Origin of the sequence: Endozoicomonas sp. ALC013 (genome assembly GCF_049310205.1) — a bacterium.
In the GTDB taxonomy this organism is placed as follows: Bacteria; Pseudomonadota; Gammaproteobacteria; order Pseudomonadales; family Endozoicomonadaceae; genus Endozoicomonas.
In genome coordinates this window covers 1-26,328 of the sequence record NZ_JBLYNS010000071.1, presented here as the reverse complement: position 1 = coordinate 26,328, position 26,328 = coordinate 1, and the positions used below count along the sequence as shown (strand labels likewise).

19 protein-coding genes are annotated in these 26,328 nt (G+C 51.9%); 16 read left to right on the top strand and 3 right to left on the bottom strand.

Annotated elements, in window-relative coordinates; all coding sequences use genetic code 11:
- The first annotated feature begins 88 nt into the window (after window positions 1–88).
- The 6 genes from ACO6V1_RS14020 (at window position 89) to ACO6V1_RS13995 (ending at window position 7,927) form a co-directional block, all read left to right on the top strand.
- Window positions 89–385 (top strand): PAAR domain-containing protein, encoded by a 297-nt coding sequence (locus ACO6V1_RS14020; RefSeq protein WP_422467256.1) that lies wholly within the window; start codon window positions 89–91, stop codon window positions 383–385.
- Between the two features lie 148 nt (window positions 386–533).
- A complete protein-coding gene (locus ACO6V1_RS14015; protein WP_422467254.1) occupies window positions 534–1,604 on the top strand; it encodes an FHA domain-containing protein in 1,071 nt (356 codons plus the stop codon).
- Window positions 1,605–1,615: 11 nt separating this feature from the next.
- Complete coding sequence (gene tssJ / locus ACO6V1_RS14010; protein WP_422448065.1) at window positions 1,616–2,119, top strand: type VI secretion system lipoprotein TssJ; 504 nt, start codon at window positions 1,616–1,618, stop codon at window positions 2,117–2,119.
- Window positions 2,109–3,446, top strand: coding sequence for a type VI secretion system baseplate subunit TssK (tssK, locus tag ACO6V1_RS14005; RefSeq protein WP_422448063.1), 1,338 nt, complete (start codon window positions 2,109–2,111; stop codon window positions 3,444–3,446). The genes tssJ and tssK overlap by 11 nt, the downstream gene beginning before the upstream one ends.
- Window positions 3,447–3,450: 4 nt before the next feature.
- Complete coding sequence (icmH, locus tag ACO6V1_RS14000) at window positions 3,451–4,350, top strand: type IVB secretion system protein IcmH/DotU (protein WP_422448061.1); 900 nt, start codon at window positions 3,451–3,453, stop codon at window positions 4,348–4,350.
- Between the two features lie 19 nt (window positions 4,351–4,369).
- Complete coding sequence (locus ACO6V1_RS13995; RefSeq protein ID WP_422448059.1) at window positions 4,370–7,927, top strand: type VI secretion protein IcmF/TssM N-terminal domain-containing protein; 3,558 nt, start codon at window positions 4,370–4,372, stop codon at window positions 7,925–7,927.
- A 301-nt stretch (window positions 7,928–8,228) separates the two neighbouring features.
- On the opposite strand, the gene fabB is transcribed toward ACO6V1_RS13995, so the two are convergent.
- Together fabB and fabA are read right to left on the bottom strand one after the other, a co-directional pair.
- Window positions 8,229–9,443 carry a beta-ketoacyl-ACP synthase I gene (gene fabB, locus ACO6V1_RS13990; RefSeq protein WP_101747654.1) on the bottom strand — a complete coding sequence of 405 codons (1,215 nt, stop codon included), beginning with the start codon at window positions 9,441–9,443 and terminating at the stop codon, window positions 8,229–8,231.
- Between the two features lie 94 nt (window positions 9,444–9,537).
- On the bottom strand, window positions 9,538–10,092 hold the full coding sequence (gene fabA / locus ACO6V1_RS13985; protein WP_209201228.1) for a 3-hydroxyacyl-[acyl-carrier-protein] dehydratase FabA: 555 nt from the start codon (window positions 10,090–10,092) through the stop codon (window positions 9,538–9,540).
- Between the two features lie 593 nt (window positions 10,093–10,685).
- On the opposite strand from fabA, the gene ACO6V1_RS13980 reads away from it, so the two are divergent.
- The 5 genes from ACO6V1_RS13980 to ACO6V1_RS13960 all read left to right on the top strand — a co-directional run bounded on the left by ACO6V1_RS13980 (window position 10,686) and on the right by ACO6V1_RS13960 (window position 16,111).
- Window positions 10,686–11,738: an NAD(P)H-dependent glycerol-3-phosphate dehydrogenase gene (locus ACO6V1_RS13980; protein WP_422467252.1), complete on the top strand. Its 1,053-nt coding sequence runs from the start codon at window positions 10,686–10,688 to the stop codon at window positions 11,736–11,738.
- A gap of 41 nt (window positions 11,739–11,779) precedes the next feature.
- The gene (locus tag ACO6V1_RS13975; RefSeq protein WP_422448053.1) at window positions 11,780–12,127 is read left to right on the top strand and encodes a DUF4389 domain-containing protein; all 348 of its coding nucleotides are present in this window, start codon (window positions 11,780–11,782) and stop codon (window positions 12,125–12,127) included.
- Window positions 12,128–12,130: 3 nt separating this feature from the next.
- Complete coding sequence (gene sixA, locus ACO6V1_RS13970; RefSeq protein WP_422448051.1) at window positions 12,131–12,574, top strand: phosphohistidine phosphatase SixA; 444 nt, start codon at window positions 12,131–12,133, stop codon at window positions 12,572–12,574.
- 274 nt (window positions 12,575–12,848) lie between these two features.
- Window positions 12,849–14,090: an MFS transporter gene (locus ACO6V1_RS13965; protein WP_422467250.1), complete on the top strand. Its 1,242-nt coding sequence runs from the start codon at window positions 12,849–12,851 to the stop codon at window positions 14,088–14,090.
- 119 nt (window positions 14,091–14,209) lie between these two features.
- A complete protein-coding gene (locus tag ACO6V1_RS13960) occupies window positions 14,210–16,111 on the top strand; it encodes an ATP-binding cassette domain-containing protein (protein ID WP_422467248.1) in 1,902 nt (633 codons plus the stop codon).
- 204 nt (window positions 16,112–16,315) lie between these two features.
- Here the strand turns inward: ACO6V1_RS13960 and ACO6V1_RS13955 are convergent, their stop codons facing one another.
- A complete protein-coding gene (locus tag ACO6V1_RS13955) occupies window positions 16,316–16,756 on the bottom strand; it encodes a universal stress protein (protein WP_269674173.1) in 441 nt (146 codons plus the stop codon).
- A 526-nt stretch (window positions 16,757–17,282) separates the two neighbouring features.
- On the opposite strand from ACO6V1_RS13955, the gene fadB reads away from it, so the two are divergent.
- The 5 genes from fadB to ACO6V1_RS13930 form a co-directional block, all read left to right on the top strand.
- On the top strand, window positions 17,283–19,430 hold the full coding sequence (gene fadB / locus ACO6V1_RS13950) for a fatty acid oxidation complex subunit alpha FadB (RefSeq protein WP_422448044.1): 2,148 nt from the start codon (window positions 17,283–17,285) through the stop codon (window positions 19,428–19,430).
- 55 nt (window positions 19,431–19,485) lie between these two features.
- Window positions 19,486–20,658 carry an acetyl-CoA C-acyltransferase FadA gene (gene fadA, locus ACO6V1_RS13945; protein WP_422448042.1) on the top strand — a complete coding sequence of 391 codons (1,173 nt, stop codon included), beginning with the start codon at window positions 19,486–19,488 and terminating at the stop codon, window positions 20,656–20,658.
- Between the two features lie 495 nt (window positions 20,659–21,153).
- The gene (locus ACO6V1_RS13940; protein WP_422448040.1) at window positions 21,154–22,626 is read left to right on the top strand and encodes an LDL receptor domain-containing protein; all 1,473 of its coding nucleotides are present in this window, start codon (window positions 21,154–21,156) and stop codon (window positions 22,624–22,626) included.
- Window positions 22,627–22,836: 210 nt separating this feature from the next.
- Window positions 22,837–25,641 (top strand): hypothetical protein, encoded by a 2,805-nt coding sequence (locus ACO6V1_RS13935; protein WP_422467246.1) that lies wholly within the window; start codon window positions 22,837–22,839, stop codon window positions 25,639–25,641.
- A gap of 197 nt (window positions 25,642–25,838) precedes the next feature.
- Window positions 25,839–26,328, top strand: a 490-nt coding sequence (locus tag ACO6V1_RS13930) for a hypothetical protein (protein WP_422467244.1), incomplete at its 3' end; no start/stop codon positions are given.

Genomic DNA, 26,328 nt, shown 5'->3' with positions numbered 1-26,328 from the left:
TGCCCGATGGCCGGAAAGGTAATAAACGTTACCGGCAGTTTATTGCCATGGGTATTGATATTGCCGATGGCGGCAAGGGGAGGTAATTATGGGGCCAGCAGCAAGGGCCGGGGATATGCATATCTGTCCGATGCAGACGCCTGCAGTCGTGCCTGTTCCCCATGTGGGCGGGCCAATTCTGCCACTGCCCTCAACGGTACTGATTGGCGGCCTGCCAGCTGCGACCCTGGGGCAGCCATGTATCTGTGCAGGTCCGCCAGATAGCATAGTAAAAGGCAGTTTGACGGTATTGATTAATGGTCGGCCTGCGGTACGTATGGGGGATACCACGGCTCATGGGGGAACGGTAATTTTGGGCTGGCCAACGGTTTTGATTGGGGGGTGAGCACCTTGATGGCGCTGGATATTGTCCGGTTCCCACCCCGGGAAACAGACCTCTTTTCAAATGGCTACCGAAATATGGCTGTTAATCGTCGTGCGAAATAAACCAAGGCAACTACACTTGATTGTCAAACGACCATATCAGATCGCTTATGCAACTTATGGTTCTCAGTATCCCCGCAGGGGAGACCCTTGGTTCACTGTCTTATGTTATTGATGGTGAAGTGCTGATTGGCCGGGGTCACCGTTGTCAGATTATTCTGCCTGATCGCCAGCAATCCATCGCTGAGTGTCACATCCGTATCTTCCGGGATGATAATCAATGGTACCTGGAAAATATGTCATCCGGTGAGCTGATGGTGAATACCACACCGATACAGCCCAGGCAGAGCAGGCATTATTTGTTGAGCGATGGCGATATGATCTACTGTGGCAATTACTGTCTGATGGCCAGTGATTTTTCTCCCTGGCAGAGGGACGGCATGGCATCCCTGGCCACTGAGCAAACGGATCTGGCGCTTGAGAATAACGGGCTGGAGTCTTCCCCTCAGAGTTGGGATTTTGAGGGCCCTTTGCCCGCGGAAGACACTATGTCCGTTGAAGAAGCTTCCCGGACAGAGCATCTTGATGATCCGTTTTTACCACCCGAGGCACAACGACAGGAATCTTCGCTATCTATCGGACCTGATGGCCCAGAGCTGCAAATTGAATCACCGTTTTCCGACTTCGTCGTTGATACGGCTGACACAGCCCCGATCAGCTGTCATCCAGTGCCGCTTATTGATGTTCTGGCCAGTGATGATGAAGAGAGTGAGTGGAGCATAAACCGGAATCTCAGAATGCTACCGGTGCCGCAGGCGGAAGCCATTGAACAGGATCCCCCCAATTTAACGGGAGCTGAGCCATCCGAACCGCATCAGCCTGAACTGTCGCAGGCAGAAGCATGGCAACTCTTGGAACTTATGCAACAGCCGGCAGTGCTGGATGCCATATTGGTGGCGGTTGATTTAATGATGGCTGACTTCTGTCCGGATAACCTCGAGCAGCTGTTATCTCCGATGAATTACCGGCAGGAGCCAGCTTCCGGGAGTGCAAAAGAAACATCAGAAACAGCCTGTGCCGACTTCTGGCAACAGTATCAGAATTTCTATCGCTGCCTGATGCATGGCAGACATTATCAGGCGCTGTTTCTTCAGCGGCTGAAAGAGGCGGTGAACCGGTAGGACTTGATTCAATGTATGCTATTTCAGGCTCATTTCTTCTCCTGCTGGCCCTGGTATTAACTGGCTGTTCTGGCAGCGAAGTTCGGCCAGAGCCTGAGACCATGCTATCGCTGGAGATCGTGGCAGACAGTGATAGCAATAACGGCACCGGTATGAACAGCGGTCAGCAGGTTGATGCGGCACCTTTACAGCTGCGCATGTATGAACTGCAAAGTGCCGAACTATTTGCCAATGCTGACTTCCTGGATATCTACCTGCAGGATGTGGCCATTCTCCAGGGGACGCTGGTCAAGAAACACCGGTTGCCCACGGTATGGCCGGATACCGGCAGCCAGCTGACCTTGCAGCTGGACAGGACAACACGGTTTATCGCTATTTTTGCCGAGTTTGCCAGTTATCAGTCAGCTATCTGGTGGGTGCTGGAATCCATTGTTCCTGCCAGTCAGAATTCGATGGTATTACAGATCAACGGTAACCATCTTCGTCTTGTTGGCAGGCTACCCCATGGATCATAGCGTTGACAGAGCCGTCTGGCTTGAGGGGATGTTTCTCAGCCCCCAGCATTTCCAGCAACAGGAGCGCTACCTGGAATGGTATAACCGGCAGTTGTTTAATATTTATGCGCCGGGCAAGGCTGGCTTTACCTCCCTGGGTATTGACAGTGAACAACTCCGGGCTGGCAAACTGTTTATTCGTGAAGCCAGCGGCCTGTTTCCCGATGGAACGCCTTTTCAACTGACGGTCTCACTGTCCATGGATCTGGACAGCAGCCATTGTGGCAGGACGGTCTATCTGGCCATTCCCCTGAATAAGCCCGGTTGTGTTAACACGGCACCGGAAGAGAAAAAGACGAGAGCAGTTCGATATATCAGTTCGGCTCACAGTGTTTATGATGGTACTGATCGCAAAAATGAACCGGTGCAGCTGGAACTGTCGCGTTTGAATCCCTGCCTTATGGCTGAGGGTGAGGCCCGGGATGACTATTCCACTCTGGCGATGGCCCATATTCAGGAATTTCATCCCGATGGTGAAGTGGTCCTGGACAGTACCTTTATTCCCCGCTGTCTTGATTACCGCGCCTCCCGCTACTTGCTTGAACAGGTCCAGAACCTTCGCGCCATGGTCAGACAACGGGCGTCATTTATTGCCACCCAGGTCGGGGTAGAAGGGCAGCAGAAAAGCTTTCAGACCCTGCAGATTGAGTATCTCTGGCTGCAGGCACTGAATCGACATGGTGCCTGGCTCAAACTGGTGGAAAAACAGTCAGGTATCTCAGCCTGCGAGCTTTACCGGATGTTGGCCATTATGGCTGCGGATCTGGCCACCTTTAACACGACACTGGCACCAGAATTTCCCGATTTTAATGAGCTGGATATTTATGGGTGCTTTGCGCCTGTGCTGTCCAGTTTGCTGCTCAATCTGCGTCAGGCCAGTAAGGACAAGGTGGTTGAGCTTGTCTGGGATACCCGGCTGTTTCAACTCCGTCGTTTACTGCGTACCAGGATTGATGACCGAACCCTGTTTAACGACGGCCGGTTTATTCTTTCTGTAGCCTCCAGCCTGAATCAGTCCCTTACCCGCACGGTATTTATCAATTCGGCCAAACTCTGTGGTCATAACCGTATTGCTGAACGGGTTCGCAATGCACTGACCGCAGTACCCATCACCGCCATGGCGGGGCCGCCCATTGAGCTGAGGGCAAAGGTTAACACGGTCTATTTCGAGATCGACACTGATAATGAACTGTGGCAGGAGATGGTGCGAACCCATGACCTGCTGGCCCTTCATGTGGATGAGCAGATGCCGGAAGACACCGTTATCAACTGTTTTGTAGTCAGGTAATAGTATGACATCGTCCAGTATTGGGTTTCAGGCTGTTGGGAATGAGTTAGTAGCGGATAGAGGATTAACTATCGCAGAAACTCAACAGGCAGCCCCGCAGGATGGCTCTGGTGCTGAGCTTCGTGACGAGAGTGGCCTGTTCGGTAATTTCAATATCAGCAGCAATACGCTTATCAACCTGTCGGCAGAACTGCTGGCTATTCTCAGCACGCTGTCACAGCAGCAGGAAGTCAGTAATCTGCCTGAGCTGCACCAGTATCTGGTCAGAAGTGTTAACGAACTTCATAACCGTGGGTTGCAAGCCGGATACCCCCCCAGAATGATGGAGAAAACCTGTTATGCGCTCTGTGCCGCCGTTGATGAGGAAATAATGAATACCGGCTGGGGGCAGTCGGGCTGCTGGGAAAATCATGCCCTGGTGGCGCAGCTTTTTCAGCAGCGCAATGCCGGTGAAGTATTTTTTGTCCTGCTGGAACAGGCGCGGCAGAATGTCCCCAAAATGATTGACTTTATTGAACTGCTTTATCTGCTCCTGCGACTGGGATTTTGCGGCCGTTATCAGCACACCGATAAACATGAGCTGGCAAAGCTTGCTGATAACATATTCACGGAAATCCGCGAGCACCAGAAACCCCGAGAGCATCAGACCATGGCCATTCTCAGCGCACCCTGGCGACCGCTGAAGGTGATCAGAGTCCGGCAATATCTGCCAATGGTTATCGCAATCCTGATGCTGTCGGGGGCGGTTACCCATTTCTGTATACAGTATATCAATCACACTTATACCGGGCTGTCTGAGTTGCAATTGCAGCAGGGGCAGGCAACACCTGTGCAGCTGTCTATTTTACGCAATCCCTCCGAATCTTCCGGGATCACAGTGGCAGGCCCTGATAAGAAGACCTGATACTTTTTTATATGACGTCATGACTAATCCGATCATTATTGTCGCATCGCTGTCGGTATTATTGCTGTCAATGGTCTGGTTTGCCCCCCTGGTCAGCGGTGAGTGGTTAAGCTGGCTTACCGCTGTCTGGCAGTGGGTGCTGTCGTTAATTATTGTGCTGGCCTGCTGTCTGATCCTATGGGTAGTGTTGCGTCGCCAGAAAGCTCGTGGCACCACCGGGCATGCTTTCGAAACAAGCTCTGATGACAGTTCTGCAAGCGGCGTTTCAGAACAGAATAAGGCGCAATATAAACAACAGTTAATGTATGACTGGAACCAGCTCTGGAAAATTCTGAACAGTCGCCATGGCAAAACGCCCTACACCCTGGCCTGGCTGGTGATGATTGGTACTGCAGGTTCCGGTAAATCCAGCTGGTTAATTAATGCCGGTTTTGAAAAGGTGGCCACGGCTTCCCCAAACCGGGTGTCCAGTATCGTATTCTGGCTGAGTGAGCATGCGGTTATCGTTGAACTGGTAGGGCAGTACTATACCCGTGATAAAGAACAGCTGGACGAATTTCTCCTTGATCACCTGCTGGTGCTAGTCCGCAAGAAACGTCCGAGAAGGCCCCTTAATGGCATTCTTGCTGCGCTCTCTACAGAACAGTTGCTTCTGCGTGATCCCAATGGCCTTCTGGAACAGGCCCGGCAGTTGCGGTGGCGGTTACTGTACATTAACCAGCGTTTTGCCAATACCCTCCCTGTCTGGATTTTGCTGACCCAGGCGGATCGGCTGAATGGTTTTATGGAGCTGATCCGTCGTATGAGCAGTCAACGGCAGATGTTGCCTTTTGGGTTTTACCTGAAGGAAGGTTACCATCCTGAACAGTTTCGTGAGGCTTTTGACCTGTGCCACACCGAGCTGTCTGATAAATTGTTTGATTGTCTCCACCCGGAAAAAGACAGTAATGCCCGTCAGGCACAGGTCCGTTATGTTCTGCAGTTCAGCCTGCTGGGTGAACGCCTGCATTTTTTCTGTGATGAGATTTTTCTGCCCCGTTATGGTGTCTCAACACTACAGCTGAAAGGTGTCTGGTTCAGCTCCTGTGGTCAGCATGGCAGTACGATCAACCTGCTGGCTAGGGAGATTGCCCGGTTGCACGGTTTCCGGGCCCAGCCTGTGCAGCCCCAGATCCCTGGCAACCAGAGCTATTTCAGTCAGCAGTTTTTCAATAGAATTCTGTTTAATGATATGGGGAATGTCAGGGAAGATTCCATGGCCAGAAAGTTTTGGCTGGCCCGTATCTATCTGGTGTCAGGGGCTCTTGTTGCCATTCTGGCTGTCGGGCTGAGCTTCTGCTGGTCACAGATAGAATACAATGAACAGCTGCTGGCGCAGCAGAAAATGATCATCAGGGATTACCGGTACTCCATGGAACAGCTGATGGTGTCCTTGAATCAGCCGAAGGCTCTCAACCAGCTGAAGGCTCTCAACCAGCTGAAGGCTCCAAACCAGCCGAAGGCTCCCGGGGATACCATCCCTGTCAGTGATGTGCTGCAACTGCTGGATGGTCTTCAGTTATTGCACCGTATGTACCGGCAGTCTTCCCGGTGGATGTATTATGGAGGACTTCTGGATTGGGAGACAGCGAATGATATCCAGGTTTTTTACCAGCAGCAGCTGCGACACTATCTGTTATCACCCCTGGCCCGGCATCTCCATGACCGTTTGCACAAAGCGTTGAGCCGGCACAGCAAAGGACTGTTTGATGACCTGCAATATTACCTGATGTTGCTTGATCCGAAAGTCCGCAATATCGAGCTGTTGCACCGTCATATCCGGAAATTGCTGCTGCACGATCCGGAGGGTGAGGCAGGCAGGCAGCTTGATAGTCTGCTGACGGATATCTGGCACCTTGAGGGTGACAGGATAACAGCAAGTATTCTCCCGGATCAGGCTTTGATAGAGCGGGCCCGTGAAGCATTGTCAACCAAGCCTCCGGAGCGGCTGGTATACGACCATCTTCGCCGGTTGCCACAATTCAGCGGTACACTGGATACCCGGGATCTGTTTGGTAATGAGTTCGGCACTCTGTTTACGGCTGAAGACGACAGTGGCAATACCAGGATTCCCAGGTTCTATACCAGGAATCTTTATAGCCGTCTGGATCTCTCGGCAAGCTCTCCGATGTTGAAACGGGAAATCATCAGCCTGAACCGGATTCAGAAAGGTGAATCAGAAATATCAGCCATTGAGCTGTCGCGGATCAGTCGACGGGTTCGGGAGTTTTATTTTCAGGATTATATCCGCACCTGGGATAATCTTATCCATCGTATCCGGTTGCAACCGGCCATCAGCCTTGACCAGATTGAGCAGCAAACCAAACTGCTGACCAGAGGGGGCGCGGCACTGCAGGCTCTGGTCAATATGATCACCAGTGAGACATCACTGGCCGAAGAGTCACCAGCCGCCAGTGCAAAGGTTCTGGGTCAGCAGCCCGGAGCAGTACCGCCTGCGGCTATTAAAGCCAACCGTATCCTGAATCAGGCTGCCCGATTGCTGCCAGCCGGGCAAGTGGGAAAAGTGTCCCCGGATAATCCAGCCATTGTCAACCAGGCCTTTGCCGAATACACCGGCTATGCAGCGGACCTGCAAAGTCGGCTCACCCCGGTTCTGGACCAGCTTTTGCAGGAGCTGCAGGACATTAACGGGCATTTTGATCCGGATTTTGCCCTGTATCAGCTGGCAGCAACGGTGATGGGCAATAAGCAGAATATTCTGCAGAGTCTCTGGCATCAGGCCGACAGTGATGATACCCGGGCCGGTCAATGGCTCAACCAGCTGGCGGGAGAGGTCTGGAGCCGTGCCATTGCTGGTGCTGCCCGTTATTGCCAAAGGCGGTGGCAACAGGAGATCTATCCTTTCTGGAGCCAGCATCTGTATTCTCGTTTTCCGTTGGTGACAGACGCGGGCAACGATATTCAGCTCAACGACTTTACTGCGTTCTTTAAGCCCGGTGGGCTGCTGGATGACTTTGCGGCTATCCTGAAACCATTTCTGCAGACGCAACCGGCGCGGCAACCGGGTGTCTGGCATTTAAAAACCGTCAAAGGCCAGCAGTTGCCGGTTAAAGGGATGCTGTTGCAGCAGATGAATCATGCCCAGCGTTTGCAACAGCAGCTGTTTAACCCTGACGGTACGCTTCAGGTTAATTACCGTTTGCGAATGCTTGCCTTGAGTAACCATGCTTCGGAATTTTCCCTCAGGGACAGCAATGGTCGTTTTGTTTATCGCCACGGCCCCATGATCTGGCAAAAACGACAGTGGCCGGGTCCTGAAGAAGAACAGATTAATGTGACTCTGAGTAATGATTCAGTGGTGCTGGCGCAACAACAGTACTCTGGGCCATGGGCCTGGCTGCGGTTTGTTTTTGACGGGCAGCAGTGGCAGAAAAATTATCATGTTGATCTGTTGTTCGGCAGCAAGGAATACCAGACCCGTCTGGAGCTTGAGTTGGAGCGCGGGGGGAACCCGTTCGGGCCGTCGCTATATGACAGGATTAAGCTGCCCGGACGTATCGTCAGGGCTGATATCTAGTGACTGGTGCATGGTTTCAATGAGTTTGACGTGTTGTCGTGCCGTCGCACTCCGTTCGTCCTGAGCCTGTCGAAGGACCCATAGGGCCTAAAGGCGGAAAATCCAGACTCTGATAGATCGTGCCAAGCACCCTTCGTCCGTACATCCTGAGCGGAGCCGAAGGACGCTCAGGCTGAACGGAGATTGTGCACGTCAAACTCATTGAAACCATGTACTATTGATTGGCTTAACTGCTTTATACATGGATAGAAACCAGATCCTCAGGGTCCCGAGGCTGTTGCAAAACCCTGAGGAAAAATGATTACTGGTAACGTTCAAATACCAGGCAGGCGTTGGTTCCACCAAAGCCAAAGCTGTTGGACATAATCCGGTTCAGTTTTTGTTCGCGGGCTTCACCGGTCAGGATGGGCAGATTTTTAGCCGCTTCATCCAGGTTCTGGACATTAGCAGAAGCGGTGATGAAGTTGTGCTTCATCATCAGCAGGCAGTAAATGGCTTCCTGAACGCCAGCAGCACCCAGAGAGTGGCCGGACAGTGATTTGGTGGAGCTTATCACTGGCATCTGGTCGCCAAATACCTCAGTAAGCGCTTTCAATTCGGCCACATCACCAACCGGGGTGCTGGTGCCGTGAGTATTGATGTAATCAATAGGGGCGTTAATGGTTTCCATGGCCATGCGCATACAGCGTGCAGCGCCTTCACCAGACGGAGCTACCATGTCATAGCCATCGGAAGTGGCACCATAGCCGGTGATTTCAGCGTAAATTCTGGCACCACGGGCTTTGGCGTGCTCCAGCTCTTCCACCACAATCATGCCGCCACCACCGGCGATAACGAAGCCATCCCGGTCAGCATCATAGGCACGGGAAGCCTGCTCAGGGGTGTCATTGTACTTGGTGCTCAGTGCCCCCATGGCATCGAACAGCCCGGTTTGCGTCCAGTGCTCTTCTTCACCACCACCGGCAAAGACGATGTCCTGCTTGCCCAGCTGGATCTGTTCAATGGCATTGCCAATGCAATGCGCGCTGGTGGCACAGGCAGAGGTGATTGAGTAATTAACGCCCTTGATTTTAAACGGGGTGGCAAGGCAGGCCGAGACGGTACTGCCCATGGTGCGGGTAACCCGGTAGGGGCCGACGCGCTTGACACCTTTTTCTCTCATGATGTCTGCAGAGTCGACAATATTTTCTGACGAGGCTCCGCCAGAAGCCGCAATCAGTCCGGTACGGGGGTTGGAAACCAGATCTTCAGTCAAACCCGCATCGTCAATGGCCTGCTTCATGGCTATATAGGCATAGGCAGCGGCGTTGCCCATGAAGCGCAGGGTTTTGCGGTCAATAAATTGTTCGAAATCGATGTCTACTGTGCCGGACACCTGGCTGCGGAAACCATGCTCCTTATAGCTTTCGTTGAAGCGAATACCGGAGCGCCCAAGTTTAAGGCTCTCGGCTACCTCATCCTGGGTGATACCCAGGCAGGATGTGATGCCAATCCCTGTAACTACAACACGTTTCATTGATGTCAACCTGAATAGCCTGTTTAAGTCAGAAAAAACCAGAGTCAGATCCCGGCACTCCCTCCCGTCCTGCGGGCAAGAGGGAACAGGGGAATCAGAAAGCGTCAGTGTTCTGGAAAAGACCTACCCGCAGTCCTTCCGCGGTGTAAATTTCCCGGCCATCAACACTGACTGATCCATCAGCAATGCCCAGAACCAGTTTGCGTGCGATGATACGTTTAATATCAATACGGTATGTTACTTTTTTGCTGGTGGGCAGAATCTGGCCGGTAAATTTTACCTCGCCACTGCCAAGGGCGCGTCCCCGGCCGGGGTTGCCCATCCAGCCCAGGTAGAAGCCAACCAGCTGCCACATGGCGTCAAGTCCGAGACATCCGGGCATAACAGGGTCTCCCGGGAAGTGGCAGGAGAAGAACCAGAGGTCTGGATTGATATCCAGTTCTGCGATGATCTCGCCTTTGCCATAGGCTCCGCCCTGTTCAGAAATGCGAACGATGCGGTCAAGCATCAACATATCAGGGGCCGGTAGCTGAGCATTACCAGCACCAAAAAGCTCGCCCTGTGAACAGCGTAACAAATCTTCTTTGCTGAAAGCTTCTTGCTGGCTAACGGCTTCTTGTCTGAGGCCAGATTTCGATGGTTGCTTCATTCGTTTATTGGTTCCTGGAAGGTCCAGCACCTGCATGGTATCAGGCCAGTGATGATCGGGACTTCCCTGCCGATACGGCATTCACATCAGGGGCCGATGACCCCGCTTATTCCTGAAAGTCTTGCAAAATGCATTACTATCGTTCCGGTGATGAACTATACCATTGCTTTTTATCTGTCATAGTGCTGTTGAGCTTTTTGTAACAAAAAGACAACACTGAGCCACTGAAACAGTGGCCAATGATAAGTGTCATAGCATTTTATTACCAGAGAGCTGATCAGCGTCAGGCCTGTTGCATCACTGGCATAATTTGGCAAAGTACTGGCAAAGGCGAAAGAGTCTGTGAAGGCGTATGGCTTACATTGCTACACGGGAAGTAAAGGTAATACAGTCAGGAATGGTTTTCTAGCATTGTACAATCGTACAATATTGAGGAGGCTTACCTTGAATCGAAAAAAATTCAGTTTCTCGGACAGCCTCCTGGTAGCTATCTTCTGTGCAACGCTTTTTACTGGTGTGATTAAATAAAGCTGTTACCGAAGACCTCAAAGAGATTTTGATGCAGTTTTTGCGGGTAAAACGGGATTAACTATATGACAGACAGGCCACATGGCACCGCAGAAAATGACGGTGCCGGGGAATATACAATCGCTGTTCTTGGCGGCGGCAGTTTTGGTACGGCTCTGGCTGATATCTCCGCCACCAATGGCCACAGGGTGAAGCTCTGGATGAGAGATGCAGAGCAGGTCAGGAGTATTAATGATGACCATGTGAATGCCAGGTATCTTCCCGAGTTCAGGATTCATCCCTCCGTTAGCGCAAGCACGGATCTGTCGGCGGTGGTCGTTGATGCTGATATTGTTTTTATTGCTATTCCCAGCAAATCTTTCCGGGAGGTGGTCAAAAAAACCAATGGACTGCTTTGTGGCAAAATAGTAATCAGTACCACGAAAGGTATCGAACCCGTTACCTTTGATCTGATGAGTCAGATTCTGATGGAGGAGCTGGAAAACCCTCGTATCGGTGTTTTGAGCGGACCCAATCTGGCCGGTGAAATCATTGCCAAGGCTCTGACAGCCACGGTGATTGCCAGTGACGATGAAGACCTTTGCCAGATTATACAGTCGGTCTTGCACTGTGATTACTTCAGGGTTTACTCCAACACAGATGTTTATGGTGTCGAATTGGCAGGTGCTTTAAAGAATATTTATGCCATAGTCTCTGGCATGGGATCGGCACTGGGCATGGGTGAGAATACCCAAAGTATGCTGATTACCCGGAGCCTTGCGGAGATGAGTCGCTTTGCGGTAACGCTCGGCGCTAATCCCATGACATTTCTGGGATTGGCCGGGGTGGGTGATCTTGTGGCTACCTGCACGTCTGACCTGAGTCGAAATTTCCGGGTTGGTTATGCCCTGGGACAAGGCTGTTCGCTTGATCAAGCTGAGGCGAAACTGGGACAGGTGGCGGAAGGGGTGAACACCCTGAAGCAGGTAAAGCAAAAGGCCGATCAGCTGGGAGTTTATATGCCGCTGGTGGATGGTTTGTACAGCATTATTTTTGAGGGCAATGCCATTGGTGCGCTGGTTAAGGGAATGATGCTGCGGGAGCAGAAAACCGATGTGGAGTTTATGTCCACGCAGTAGCTGAATAATACCTTTTTTAGAGAATATGGGCTTAACAGACTATGGAGAGAAGCGTGATGGATGAGAAAGTGGTTAATAACCTTAAATCAGAGTCTCGTTGGTTGAGGCTGGTCTTTATGGTGGTTTTCGGCGTCGTGGCTTATCTTGCTGCCTTTCTGGTGATGCTGATGGCAATTGTTCAGGCGGTTCACGGGTTTATTATGAGTGAACCCAATGATCGTCTGTTAAAATTCAGTGCCGGAGTGAATCAGTACATTTACCAGATTGCCGGGTTCCTGACCTACAACTCTGATACAAAACCCTATCCATTCTCAGACTGGCCTGCCCCTGGTGGAGACAGAGCGTCAGGCGATGATGAGAAAGAACTGAACGGATCGGATAATGATTAAATCATGAAACTTATCATTATGCGCCACGGTCAGGCATCATGGTCTGCCCCTTCGGATAAGGAAAGGGAGCTTACTGAGCAGGGTGTCCGTGAAGTCAGGGATACCGTTGCTTTATTGGCTGCTCAGCGGGTAGATTGTGTGCTTGCCAGCCCGTATCTTCGGGCTCAGCAAACGGCTCATATCGCGGCAGAGGCGTTTGGGCTCAGGGTTGCAACGCTGGACGAGCTGGAGCCTGATGGTAACCCGGCAAAAGTGCTCGCCGCTCTCCCGGATTCCGGTGTAGTACTATTGGCCAGTCATATGCCCATAGTCGGTTATCTGACCGGTTTACTATGCGACGGAACCCCTAAGATTGGCCCTTCCTTCCAAACCGGCATGGCTCTGGTCCTGGAGGCGGATATTCTTGCTCCCGGAATGGGCAGGGTCATTGAGCGTATTATCCCTTAGCCTCAGAGACTATTGTTGCGCATAAGAACAGCCGTTTACTTTCAGAATTCCAGAGCATTTGCTCTGATTGTGGAAAATATTATTTTTCCCCTGTTTTCGGGCTTTAAGTCTGCCTCTTAAAGCCATTTATGGTTAATAGTTTTAAATTTCTGTCTACTCTGGTGATTTTTTAATGAACTTATTAATTGTCATCTAATCTAACCCTGCTCTGACCCCATGTTGAAGACATTTTATATAGGGAAAGGGTATTAGGGATAGTTAGGGAGTAAGTACGGTGGCGACAAGTTCTATAAGCCTCAGAGGCATTATTATCTGCTCAATAGCAGCATTGTTCTGTTCGTATCAATTCATGCTTCAGGGGGCACCATCGGTGATGGTGCCTCAGTTGATGTCGGCTTTCGATCTTGATGTGGCAGATATCGGCTGGTTAACCAGCAGTTTCCTCTGCTTTTATCTGCTGTTTCAGGTTCCGGGAGGCTACCTGGCAGATCATTGCAATGCCCGGCTATTGCTGGTGGTTTGCTGTGTATTTATGGCGATTGGCTGTTACTGGTTCAGCGTTTCTGAAACCCTGTTGTCAGCCAGTGCATCCCGGGCGTTTATGGGCGTGATGACCTCCCCGGTGATTGTGGTATGCATGAATCTGGCCAGTCGCTGGTTTCCCGAGCGTTATTTTCCAACCCTTGCGGGGGCTATTGAAGCGTTTGGTCTGGCCGGCGGTGGGCTTGGCCCACTGATACTGCCAAATCTTATGGAAGCCTATGGGTGGCAGGGTGCCATGCAGGCCGCCGCCATTTTTGGTGCTGTACTTGCTGCCCTGATTGCCGTGTTTGTGCAAAGTACGCCGCCGGTCTCCGTCAGTGATGCCAGGTTGCATGATGTGACGTGTGGGGGGGGGGCTGAGTCTGCCCCCAGCGAAAAGACGCCATTTGATCGGGCTTCTTTAATCCTGTGCTGTTTGTATGGTTTTGGCCTGTTTGCCGTCATCACCAGTTTTGCTGGTTTATGGGGGATCCCTTTCTTCTATGAGCGTTTTCCCGGCGAGCAGGAAGCGGTGGCTGATATGGTTGCTTTGATTTTTGTCGGTGCCGCTATTGGTGCTCCTCTGCTGGGCTGGCTGGCCTGCCTGGTTGGGTCAATGCGTAAAGTGATGGTGGTTTGCGCTATCGCTTCTCCTGTGTTGTTCAGTTTGCTGATCTTCTGCCCATGTTCCATGATGCTTATGGCCATGATCTGCTTTATGGCAGGGATCAGCAGTGTTGGCTATATGCTGGCATTCTCTGTGGTGAAAAGCATCAGTCCGCCGGAACGGATTGGCGTCCTGCTGGCGATTACCAATGGTTCCATGCTGCTGGCAGGTCCGGTTATGCAGCTGATTATCGGGTTTATCCTGGAAGGGCTCGGGCATGATGGCCTGGGTGCCTTGTCCATTGAGGACTACCAGCTGGCTTTTGTGCCGTTATTGCTTTGTCAGTTGATGGCTTTGATTGTCGCGATTTGTCTGAAAAAACAGTGATACATGCTACCCATTGCCGGTGGTTGGCGTTATTCTAGTTTGTTTTTTTCAACACTTTCGGTTGTTAAACCTTTGCAGGTGCGGATAGCTGGCAAAGGACTTCACCTCCTGGATGGATAATGCCGTTACTTAGATTCGAAAAGGTCAGCCTGGCTTATGGTGACCAACCCCTGCTGGATCATACCGAGTTTCAGATTCGAAAAGGTGAGAGAGTCTGCTTATTGGGCCGCAATGGCGCAGGCAAATCTACCTTGATGAAGCTGGTGTCTGGCACAATCCTGCCTGATGATGGCACCCTCTGGCGTAAGCCTGGTCTGAAGGTAGGGGTTTTGAATCAGGACCTTCCTGACCAGGATGAAAAGAAAGTTTATGATGTGGTCGCCTCAGGCCTTGAGGCGGTTGGTGAACTGATCAGTCGTTACCACACCCTATCCATGAATATCAGCACTGACGCGGATATGAAAGCACTGGAGAAAGTCCAGCAGCAGCTGGAGTCCGTGGATGGCTGGAGCCTCAGCCAGAAGGTGGATACGGTTATTCAGAAGCTGGGGCTTCCGGCGGAAAAACAGATGAAAGAACTGTCCGGTGGCTGGCGTCGGCGGGTGGAACTGGCCAGGGCGCTGGTGGGCGACCCTGATCTTCTGTTGCTGGATGAGCCTACGAACCATCTTGATATTATTGCCATTGACTGGCTTGAGAAACAGCTGAAAGATTTCTCCGGAGCCTTGCTGTTTATTACCCACGACCGATCATTTCTCCAGTCGCTGGCGACCCGCATTATTGAGCTGGATCGCGGGCAGCTCACCAGCTGGGAGTGTGACTATAAAACCTTCCTGGAGCGTAAAGCTCATGCTCTTGAAGTAGAGACTGAGCAAAATGCCCTGTTCGATAAAAAACTGGCGCAGGAAGAGGTGTGGATTCGCCAGGGGATTAAAGCTCGCCGTACCCGTAACGAAGGGCGGGTTCGGGACCTGAAAAAACTCCGGGAGGAGCGTCGTCAGCGCCGTGAGGTGCAGGGCAATGCCAGCTTTGGACTGGAGCAGGGCGAAGCGTCAGGCAAGCTGGTGCTGGAGGCCAAGCATATTGCCCAGTCGTTTGATCAGCATACCGTCATCAACGACTTCAATCTCCGGTTGATGCGCGGTGACAAGATTGGCTTGATTGGTGCCAACGGGGCAGGGAAGTCAACGCTGCTCAGTATCCTTCTGGGCAATCTCAAGCCGGAAGCGGGGTCTGTCAAAATGGGGACCAGGCTTGAGGTGGCTTATTTTGACCAGCTGCGTAATCAGCTGGACCTTGAAAAAACCGTGATTGATAACGTGGCTGAAGGTCGTGAGAGCATCACAATTAATGGCTCAAGCCGACATGTGATTGGCTACCTGGGAGACTTCCTGTTTCCACCCGGTCGTTGTCGTGTGCCGGTCAAGGCGCTCTCCGGTGGGGAGCGAAACCGATTGTTGCTTGCGCGTTTGTTCAGTAAACCCGCCAATTTGCTGGTAATGGACGAGCCTACCAACGACCTTGATGTTGAGACTCTGGAGCTTCTGGAATCCTTGCTGGTGGATTTCACTGGCACTATTCTGCTGGTCAGTCACGACCGGACATTCCTGGATAATGTGGTATCGAGTACTCTGGTGTTTGAACCAGGTGGTCATATCAGTGAGTATGTGGGTGGATTTGATGACTGGTTGCACCAGGGCGGTTCGATCTCCAGCCTGGTAGCGGAACCGCAGGTGGTGAAAAAAGAGGAAAAGGCGAAAGCGCCACCCAGTCAGCCTGAAGCCACCAGCAAGCCGGTGAAAAAGAAACTCAGCTACAAACTGCAGCGTGAGCTTGATGCTTTGCCGGAGGAGATTGAGGCACTTGAAGAAGAGCTGGGTCAGCTGGAAGCTCAAACCGCTGAGTCGAGTTTTTATCAGGGAGATCAGTCCGAAGTCCAGACTGTGCTTAACAGGCTGGCTGAGCTTAATGAGCTGATAGAACAGAAAATGGAACGGTGGGAAGAGTTGGATAATATGTAGGTATTCTCGGTCAGACTCCTAGTGCAGCTAAGCGTTATTACCCGTACACCACGTTCACCCTGAGCGGAGTCGAAGGGTGCTTGGCACGATCTATCAGAGTCCGGAGTTTCCGCCCTTCGACAAGCTCAGGACGAACGGTATGGGTAACAGCGCTTAGCTGCACTAGAGCCACAGATGTTGAATGTGGCTCTTTTGATAACAGGATTAACTGTTTTTACCGACTCTCACTGCCAGTACATCACAACCGGCACCATGAAGGATGCTGGTTGATGTAGAACCTAAAATCAGTGCCAGTCCATGACGGCCGTGGCTGCCAACCACAATCAGGTCAACGTCTGACTCTTCGGCAATCCGGTGAACCTCACGCTCGGGTCGGCCATAGACCACATGCTGTTCACCTTTCTTCAGCTGGATGGAATCGGCCAGGCGGGCGATGCGTTCTCTTGCCTGTTCGGTGATTTCATCCTGCAAGGTGGTGAGGTCGAGAGGTATATCGCTGCCATAGGCAACGCTGAGTGGCTCGACAACATGAACCATGGTCAGTCTCGCCTGGTGTTTTTCGGCAATGGATTTGGCTTTCTCGAGCACCTCATCGGCTTCGTCGGACAAATCGATCGCAACCAGAATATGCTTGTAGAGGCTCATAAGCTGTCTTCCTTCTTGAATAGATGCAAAAAGTGATCCGCCCTGTAACATCTGGATGGCCAGACCGCTGTCGCGATTCCTCAGGATCATCAATAAGATGGATTGAGGAGTTCATGGAGGGCATGAATGCTTCTAAAGTCATGGCATTTCCATTGTAAGGCCTATCCTGGTTTTATTCATCGTTTTATTAGCTGTCTGTCCGGTAATTTTCCATCAGCCATGATCCGGATTCGGAAGTGGCTATTTTCTGGATGAGTAATCTTGTGTAACTGTGTGACAAAGGTGGCATCTTCATGGTGTTTCAGGCTTGACTTTAAATACTAATTCACAGAAGGTAGGCACTAAATTCAAACAGTCGTATGAATTTGCTGGGATGCACTTGGTAAAGACCAGGGTCAAGTCAGGAAGTAAAGCAATAATAATCAGATAGCTGCCATAGTTCATGTAACACTCGCATCAGCCCTGTGAAAGGTTGGTCGCCGCAGTATGGTTAGCCTGTCTATCTTCAATCCGAAAGGAGAAGTTCATGATCTACCAGGGGAAGGCATTCAGGGTTTTGCCTGTGGAAGATGGTATCGCCGAACTGCAGTTCAATCTCGAAGGCGAAAGTGTCAATAAGTTCAGTCACTCTGCTATTGAGGATCTGGATGCTGCGCTGGAGGCCATCCGTGCTGACGAAACGGTTAAAGGCCTTATTCTCACCAGTGGTAAGGATGTATTTATCGTTGGTGCTGATATCAATGAATTCACCCAGACCTTCAAGCAGGATGATGAGACATTATTGGCCGGAGTGATGGCGGTCAATAAGGTCTTCTCCGGTTTTGAAGATCTTGACATACCAACAGTCGCTGCCGTGAATGGCATTGCCCTGGGAGGCGGTTTTGAGATCTGCCTGTGTGCCGATTACCGGGTTCTTTCCACAGCGGCCAAGGTTGGCTTGCCGGAAGTCAAGCTGGGTATCTATCCGGGCTGGGGTGGTACCGTCAGGTTGCCAAGGTTGATTGGTGCGGATAATGCCGTTGAGTGGATTGCCAGTGGCAAAGAGTATCGCCCCGATGCCGCGCTGAAAGCAGGAGCCGTTGATGCAGTGGTTGCGCCTGAGAAGCTGAAAGATTCCGCGGTAGCCCTGGTGCGTCGCTGCCTGGATGGTGAACTGGATTATCAGGCCAGAAAGCAGGAGAAGAAAGGCAAGCTGAAACTGCCGCCGATTGAATCGATGATGGTGTTTGAAACCTCATCTGCCGTGGTAAAACAGCAGGCCGGGCCACACATGCTGGCACCGATAGCGGCCGTCAAAACCATCCAGAAACATGCCTTCATGGACCGTGACAAGGCCCTTGAAGTAGAAGCCAAAGGGTTTCTTAAACTGGCCAAGTCTTCAGTGTGTAATGCCCTGGTTGGCCTGTTCCTGAACGATCAGTTCCTTAAGAAAAAAGCCAAAGAGTCCGCCAGTATTGCCGCTGAAACCAATAAGGCTGCGGTGTTGGGTGCGGGCATTATGGGTGGTGGTATCGCCTATCAGTCTGCCCTGAAAGGTACGCCCATCCTGATGAAAGATATCAATCAGGAAGGTCTGGACCTTGGTCTTTCCGAAGCCACCAAACTCCTCTCCAAGCGGGTTTCCCGGGGGCGGATGGATGCCGGCAAAATGGGCAGTGTACTGAATAAGATTGTACCTACGCTGTCCTATGGTGATTTCGAGGGCGTCGATGTTGTTGTTGAAGCCGTTGTGGAAAATCCCAAGGTCAAGAAAGCCGTTCTGGCCGACGTAGAAAACCAGGTGTCAGAGAACGCTGTTCTGACGTCCAACACCTCCACTATTTCCATCAATGAACTGGCCAGGGACCTGAAACGTCCGGAACAGTTCTGTGGCATGCACTTCTTTAACCCTGTTCATGCGATGCCATTGGTTGAGGTTATCCGTGGCGAGAAGACCAGTGATGCCACCGTAGCCACCGTGGTTGAGTACGCCCGCAAGATGGGTAAAACGCCGGTGGTGGTTAATGACTGCCCTGGGTTTATGGTGAACCGTGTCCTGTTCCCCTACTTTGGTGGCTTCGCTGGCTTGCTCCGTGATGGTGCCGATTTCCAGCAGGTGGATAAGGTCATGGAGCGCTTTGGCTGGCCAATGGGCCCTGCCTATCTTATGGATGTGGTGGGTATTGATACCGGTAACCATGGTCAAAGCGTCATGACTGACGGGTATCCGGATCGCATGAAGCGCGACTTCAAAACCGCTGTTGATGTGTTGTATGAAAACCAGCGCTATGGCCAGAAAAACGGTGCCGGTTTCTATAAGTACGAACAGGATAAAAAAGGCAAGCCGAAGAAGGTGGTCGATGAGGCGGTTTATGGCCTGTTCAGTGAGGTGTGTGCTGAGCAAAAACCTTTTGACGATGAGGAAATCATCGCCCGCATGATGGTCCCACTGTGCATGGAAACCGTTCGTACCCTGGAAGATGGCATTGTTGATTCCGTCGCTGAAGCGGATATGGCACTGATTATGGGTATTGGCTTCCCTCTCTTCCGTGGTGGTGCCCTGAAGTATATTGACACCATAGGTGTGGCGGAGTTTGTCGAGCTTGCCGACAAGTACGCTCATATCAGCCCACTGTATGCGCCCACTGACAAACTTCGGGAAATGGCTCGTGAAGGTAAGACCTTCTACGGTTGATGGGTCTGTCTTACGTTATTGAACCATTTTCAGGGACTATAAAAGAGAGAATATCATGAGCCTGAATCCAAGAGATGCTGTAATTGTTGACTACGGGCGTACCCCCATGGGTCGTTCCAAGGGCGGCATGTATCGTAATGTCCGTGCTGACAACCTGTCTGCCGAGTTGATTACCGGCGTACTTAACCGCAATCCTGAACTGAACCCGGCTGAGGTGGAAGATGTCATCTGGGGTTGCGTCAACCAGACCCTGGAGCAGGGTTGGAATATCGCCCGAATGGCATCGCTGATGTCACCCATTCCCAATACTTCCGCAGGCCAGACGGTCAGCCGTTTGTGCGGATCCTCCATGAGTGCCCTGCAGACAGCCGTTCAGGCAATTCAGACCAATAACGGTGATGTCTTTGTGGTCGGTGGTGTCGAGCACATGGGGCATGTGGGCATGATGCACGGGGTTGACCCGAATCCAAGGTTGTCCAAATACGGTGCCAAGGCTGCCGGTATGATGGGCCTGACCGCAGAAATGCTGGGCAGTATGCACGGCATCAGCCGCCAGGCACAGGATGAATTTGGTGCCCGGTCACACCAGCGGGCCTGGGCTGCCACCGAAGCGGGTAACTTCAAAGATGAAATTATCCCGATGCAGGGGCATGATGCAGACGGCAACCTTCGTCTTTTCACTCAGGACGAAACCATTCGTCCGGAAACAACGGTAGAAGCCCTGTCACAGCTTAAGCCTGCATTTAACCCCAAGGGGACAGTGACCGCAGGAACATCTTCACAGATTACCGATGGCGCTTCCTGTATGATCGTGATGTCTGCCCAGCGGGCCAAGGATCTTGGTCTGCAGCCCATGGCGGTGGTCAGGGCCATGGCAGTTGCCGGAGTTGACCCTTCCATTATGGGTTATGGACCGGTTCCCAGCAGTAAGAAAGCCCTCAAGCGTATCGGCCTGACCATTGATGATATTGATCATATCGAGCTGAATGAGGCGTTTGCTGCCCAGGCACTGCCCGTCCTGAAAGACCTTAAAGTGCTGGATAAGATGGAGGAAAAGGTTAACCTCAATGGTGGTGCCATTGCGCTCGGTCATCCCTTTGGCTGCTCCGGTGCCCGAATTTCCGGAACGCTGCTGAATGTGATGAAACAGAATGGCGGCACCCTGGGGCTGGCAACCATGTGTGTTGGTCTTGGTCAGGGTATCACTACCATTTTTGAAAGGGTTTGAACGGCGTTTTGAGGCGTCTGTTTTAATCACTTTCTATTACCATACATAAGCCCGGTTTTGTCCGGGCTTTTTTGGTCAACGGTCTAGTATGTGGTTTCAATGAGTTTGGCGGATTGTCGTGCCTCCGCACTCCGTTCGTCCTGAGTGCTGAGCTTGTCGAAGCATCGAAGGACCCATAGGGCCTAAAGGCGGAAACTCCGGACTCTGATAGATCGTACCAGGCACCCTTCGACTCCGCTCAGGGTGAGCGGAGATTGTACACGTCAAACTCATTGAAACCATGTACTAGTCTCCCACCCTCCCCTTGGGAATGCATACCGAACCTTTTTGCCAATGTAGAACCCCATTTTTCCTGTTTTATAAGATTCTTACGCAACCCCGTTGTAAGTAATTCAAACGGTTCTTTTAACTGCCTGAGTCTTGTCTATCCTTGCCTTATTTTGCGAGGTAATCACTATGATATTCCAACCTGCTGTTCAGTCCACAGGCGCACCCATGGCTTCTGGCTCCGTACCCGATCAGCCAACGGAAAGTGACGGGCTATTTGCCGGGTTTTTAAAGGTCGCCCCTTGGCGCGTTCCGATCCTGTTTTTGCGGTCGCTTCATCCCGGTTATATTCCTCCCGGGACGCAGCCGTCGGCGCAACCGGATGAAGGTCCGATCTTCACTTTTGGCAGCCCCGATGGGCAGGACAGTAGCTTTTTCCAAGGGGTTGAGCTGGGTGCCCGGCTGGTGTCGCCTTATACTGTGCTGCCAGCAGAGATCAGCACGATGCTGGAGGGCATTGTCACCCTGTCCGCAGCGACCCGGCTCAAGTATCTTTTGGGCGCTTTTGGGGCGACGAAAGGTTCGCTACCAGAGCAAAGCCGGGCAGACAGCCCGGTGGATGGCTCCCCAACAAACGACAAAGGAAGGAAAAAAAAGACATCGCAACAAGTACGACAACGGACCAGCCCACCAGCCATCGCCTCCGTCCGGACTGGCCCGCTACCGAAAGCCGCCGTGGCGCTGGGTGTCCTGTCCGGCCTGACCGCTGTGGGTGCACAAGTCGCAACACCAGAAGAGAATACAACGTCTGCACATACTGTAACTTCCGCCCCAGCCACAGAGCCTCAGGCGGCATGCGCTGTTAATCAATTCCGCTGTGACAACGGCCAATGCATTAGTAACAAATATCGATGTGATGGAAGTTCTGAAGATCCTGAGGTGGAATGTACTGATGGCTCCGATGAATATAACTGCACACAGGAGGAATGTAACAACTTAAAGCGTTTTATTTGTGATAACGGGCGGCAATGTTTTTCTGACAGCTCTCGATGCGATGGTTATTTCGAGTGTGATGATGACTCCGATGAAAAGAACTGCACAGAGGGTGAATGTAGCAACTTAGGGCGGTTTATTTGTAATAGCGGCGAATGTCTTCCTGCCTATTATGAATGTGATAGCGTTGAAGATTGTGATGATGGCTCGGATGAGCGGGCGGAGTTATGCAACCCTGTATCTTCCAGCCCTGTATCTTCCAGCCCTACGCCGCCAATAGTCACGGCCACACCCTCACCGGTGACAGAAACGATGGCGACGGCGTCGAACACTACCATGGAAGTTACCAACCTGCCGGGGGGTACCATTGCGCTGCCTGCCAGTGCGGCACCGCTGGCGAGTTCCCTGGGTACTGGTGCAATAGCCGGTATCGCCTTGGGGGCTTCTGCCTTTGTGCTGGCAGGTGTATGCATCTATCGTCATTGTTATCGCAGGTCATCCGCTGCCGATGACCCGCAGGAGCTGGTGACCATCAATACTGTGGGTCAGGCACAACAGGCGATTGGTCAACCGATAATAGAAGCCGCCAGGAGTGAGGCAAGAGAGAAACCTTTCGGTGAAGATACTGGCATATATGAATATGTTGATATTAGTAATTCCAGCAGAATGAGAACTGCTATAGATCATTACAAGGAGTCTAAGGTGTAAACCTTGTATCAGGGGACCCGTCGGCTGACTCATTTTGCAGTCCAGGTCCTATCCCCAGGCTTTTTCCTGTTTTATACGATTTTTGCGCTTTGCCCGTTGCGAATAATTCAAACGGTTCTTTTTGATGCCTGAGTCTTGTCTATCCTTGCTTCATTTTGCGAGGTAATAACTATGATATCCCAACCTGCTGTTCAGTCCACAGGCGCACCCATGGCTTCTGGCTCCGTACCCGATCAGCCAACGGAAAGTGACGGGCTATTTGCCGGGTTTTTAACGGTCGCCCCTTGGCGCATTCCGATCCTGTTTTTGCGGTCGCTTGATCCCGGTTATATTCCTCCCGAGACGCAGCCGTCGGCACAACCGGATGAAGGTCCGGCCTTCACTTTTGGCAGCCCCGATGGGCAGGACAGCAGCTTTTTCCAGGGGGTTGAGCTGGCGGCCCGGCTGGTGTCGCCTTATACCGTGCTGCCAGCGGAAATCCGTACGATGCTGGAGGGCATTGTCACCTTTTCCGCAGCGACCCGTTTCAGGGATCTTTTGGGCGCTTTTGGGGCGACTGAAGATTCTCCTCCAACGGAAAGTCGGGCAGATATTTCGGAGGATGGCTCCCCAACAAACGACAAAGACAGGAAAAACAAGAAACCGCAGCAAACACCACAACGAACCAGCCCACCAGCCACCGCCTCCGTCGGCCTTGGCCAGCTACCGAAAGCCGCCGTGGCACTGGGTGCCCTGTCCAGCCTGAGCGCTGCGGCTGCTGCATCCTCATCCGGCAGTAAAACAGAAGTGCCGATTATTGATGTGCCGAATGCCACAACCCTGGGCAAGATTGGTGATCCGAAATACCCAAACTACCTACTGAATGGTACTTACCGGCAGACTGCGGATATTAATGTTACCCGCTCGTTCCGCTCAATCGGCAATAAAGCCGATGCATTTACCGGTAAGTACGATGGTCAGGATTATACCATTCGTGGTCTTCGCCAATGTCTGATGGAAAATCTGGAGGGTAAAGTTCTTAAGCTGCGCTTTATAAATCCAGATGTACAGACAAGAGGTAGAACAGCTTCGATCGGGGTAGCCGCTTGTAAAATGTCAGGCACCAAAGCCGTAATCAGGGATATTTACGTTGAAGGTTCTGTCCTTGATACCGAGGGTAAAAAGGCAAGCGCGGGTATTGCCGTGGGCGAAGTTAAGGGAGGAACTGTTAGAAATACGACCGCAGTAAACTGCAACGTGACAACTTCCGGTTCATCTGCGTATGCCGGTATTGGCGCGGGATATGTGCATAATGGTGGAAAGGTTTATGACACGAATGCAAAAAACTGCAAGGTGAATACTACCTCCAGTGATGCCGGTATCGGGGTGGGGCGTGTTAATAATGGCAGCGTTTTCGACACCAAAGCAACGAACTGCAAGGTGGAAACGTCCGGAGGTAATGCCGGTATCGGGGCGGGGCGCGTTGATGAGGGCAGGGTTCGCCTCACCATAGCAAAGGGCTGCAATGTGACAAACTCCGGTTCTTTCGGAAATGCCGGTATCGGGGTTGGGCGTGTTTATAAGGGCAAGGTTTTAGAGACCAAAGCAACGAACTGCAAGGTGGAAACGTCCGGAGGTAATGCCGGTATCGGGGCGGGGCGTGTTGATGATAGGAAAGGAGTCGATAAGACCGAAGCAGTCAACTGCAATGTGAAAAACTACGGTTCTTTCGGTAATGCCGGTATCGGGGTGGGGTCTGGTAAAGCTTCCGACACCAAAGCAATGAACTGCAGGATAGAAACCTTCGGTAATGGGAGTAATGCCGGTATCGGGGCGGGACAAGATGAAGCTACCAATACTCTGGCAATAAAATGCGAGGTGGAAAACTACGGTTCCAAGGGGAATATCGGCATTGGGGTGGGTAAAGGATACGCTACCGACACCACAGCAATGAACTGTGATGTGAAAAACTTCGGTCGCAGCGGTAAAATAACCGGTGATACAACAGCCGGTATTGGGGCGGGAAAAGGGGCTGCTGACAACACCATAGCGATCAATTGCACAGTGAAAGCCTCCGGTGATTCCGCTTATAGCGGTATCGGGGCAGGGAGTTCCGTTCCTTATAAAACCCATAAAACCGTTGATAACACCAAGTCATTCAACAACACGGTTAAATCCAGTGGTCTTGCCGGTTTCGGGGTCGGAAATGGCAATGTTGACAACACTATGGCGGTAAAGAGCACCGTCGAAGGTGATCAGAGCAGTATACGTCATAAAATCGGAGCAGGAGTTCAACACACTTTCTGTAATGTCAGATTTAACGGCATAGAGCAAGAGAACAATTCCAAGAGTTTAAGGGATTGCGATAGGTTGCTGGGTCATTTCTGTGAAGATATTGACCCCCACCTGTTCCCCCGCCTGGTGAAGTCGAATTGCCAGCCCACGCACTGTTATTCTTCGGCATTATCAAGTGACACTGTCTCCGGTTCCTTTGATGATTGTCCTCCTGAACCGACAACCATCCCAACCAAAACTTCTACAAACACTCCAACTTCCCGCCCAACGTCACCAACAGTAGTATCGACCACGCCAGCACCGGTGGAGACGGCATCGAACAACACCATTGTAGTAACGACCACGCCAGCACCGGTGCCGACGACATCGAACACCACCATGAGCATCCCAGGGGCCACCATGACACTGCCCACCAGTGCGGCACCGCTGGCGACTACCCTGAGTACCGGTACAATAGCCGGTATTGCCCTGGGGGCTGCCGCGTCTGTTGTGTTGGCAGGTGTGGTGGGGGGGTACATCTATCGTCATTGTTGTCGCAGATCATCCCCCGACGCTGCCGGTGGCTGGCAGGAGCTGGTAGCAGTCAATAAAGCGGGTCAGGCACAGGAGGCGGTTGATCAACCGATGATGTTACTTGAGGAAGCCGGGGGTAAGGGGGGGCACCAGCATGAACACATATATGAAGAGATTGACATTTACAGTCCCCGCAGAATGAGAACCGCCAGAGCGCCTGATTATTAATGCAGCCAGAATTATATCGAAACACTTTAGCAAGGCAGCCGGCGACTGACTCATTACGCAGTTCGGGACCTGATCCCCCCGGCTTTTTCCTGTTTTATAAAATTCTTGTACATTACCCGTTGCGGATAATTCAAACGGTTCTTTTTGATGCCTCAGCCTTGTCTATCCTTGCCTCATTATTTTGTGAGGTAATAACTTTGATATCCCAACCTGCCGTTCAGTCCACAGGCACACCCATTGCTTCTGGGCCCGTACCCGATCAGCCAACGGAGAATGGCGGGCTATTTGCCGGGTTTTTAACGGTCGCCGTTTGGCGCGTTCCGATCCTGTTTTTGCGGTCGCTTCATCCCGGTTATATTCCTCCCGGGACGCAGCCGTCGGCACAACCGGATGAAGGTCCTGCCTTCACTTTTGGCAGCCCCGATGGGCAGGACAGTAGCTTTTTCCAGGGTGTTGAGCTGGCGGCCCGGCTGGTGTCGCCTTATACCGTGCTGCCAGCAGAGATCCGCACGATGCTGGAGGGCATTGTCACCTTTTCCTCAGCCACTCGTTTCAGGGATCTTTTGGGCGCTTTTGGGGCGACTGAAGGTTCTCCTCCAACGGAAAGTCGGGCAGACATTTCGGAGGATGGCTCCCCAACAAACGACAAAGACAGGGAAAAAAGGAAACCGCAGCAAACACCACAAC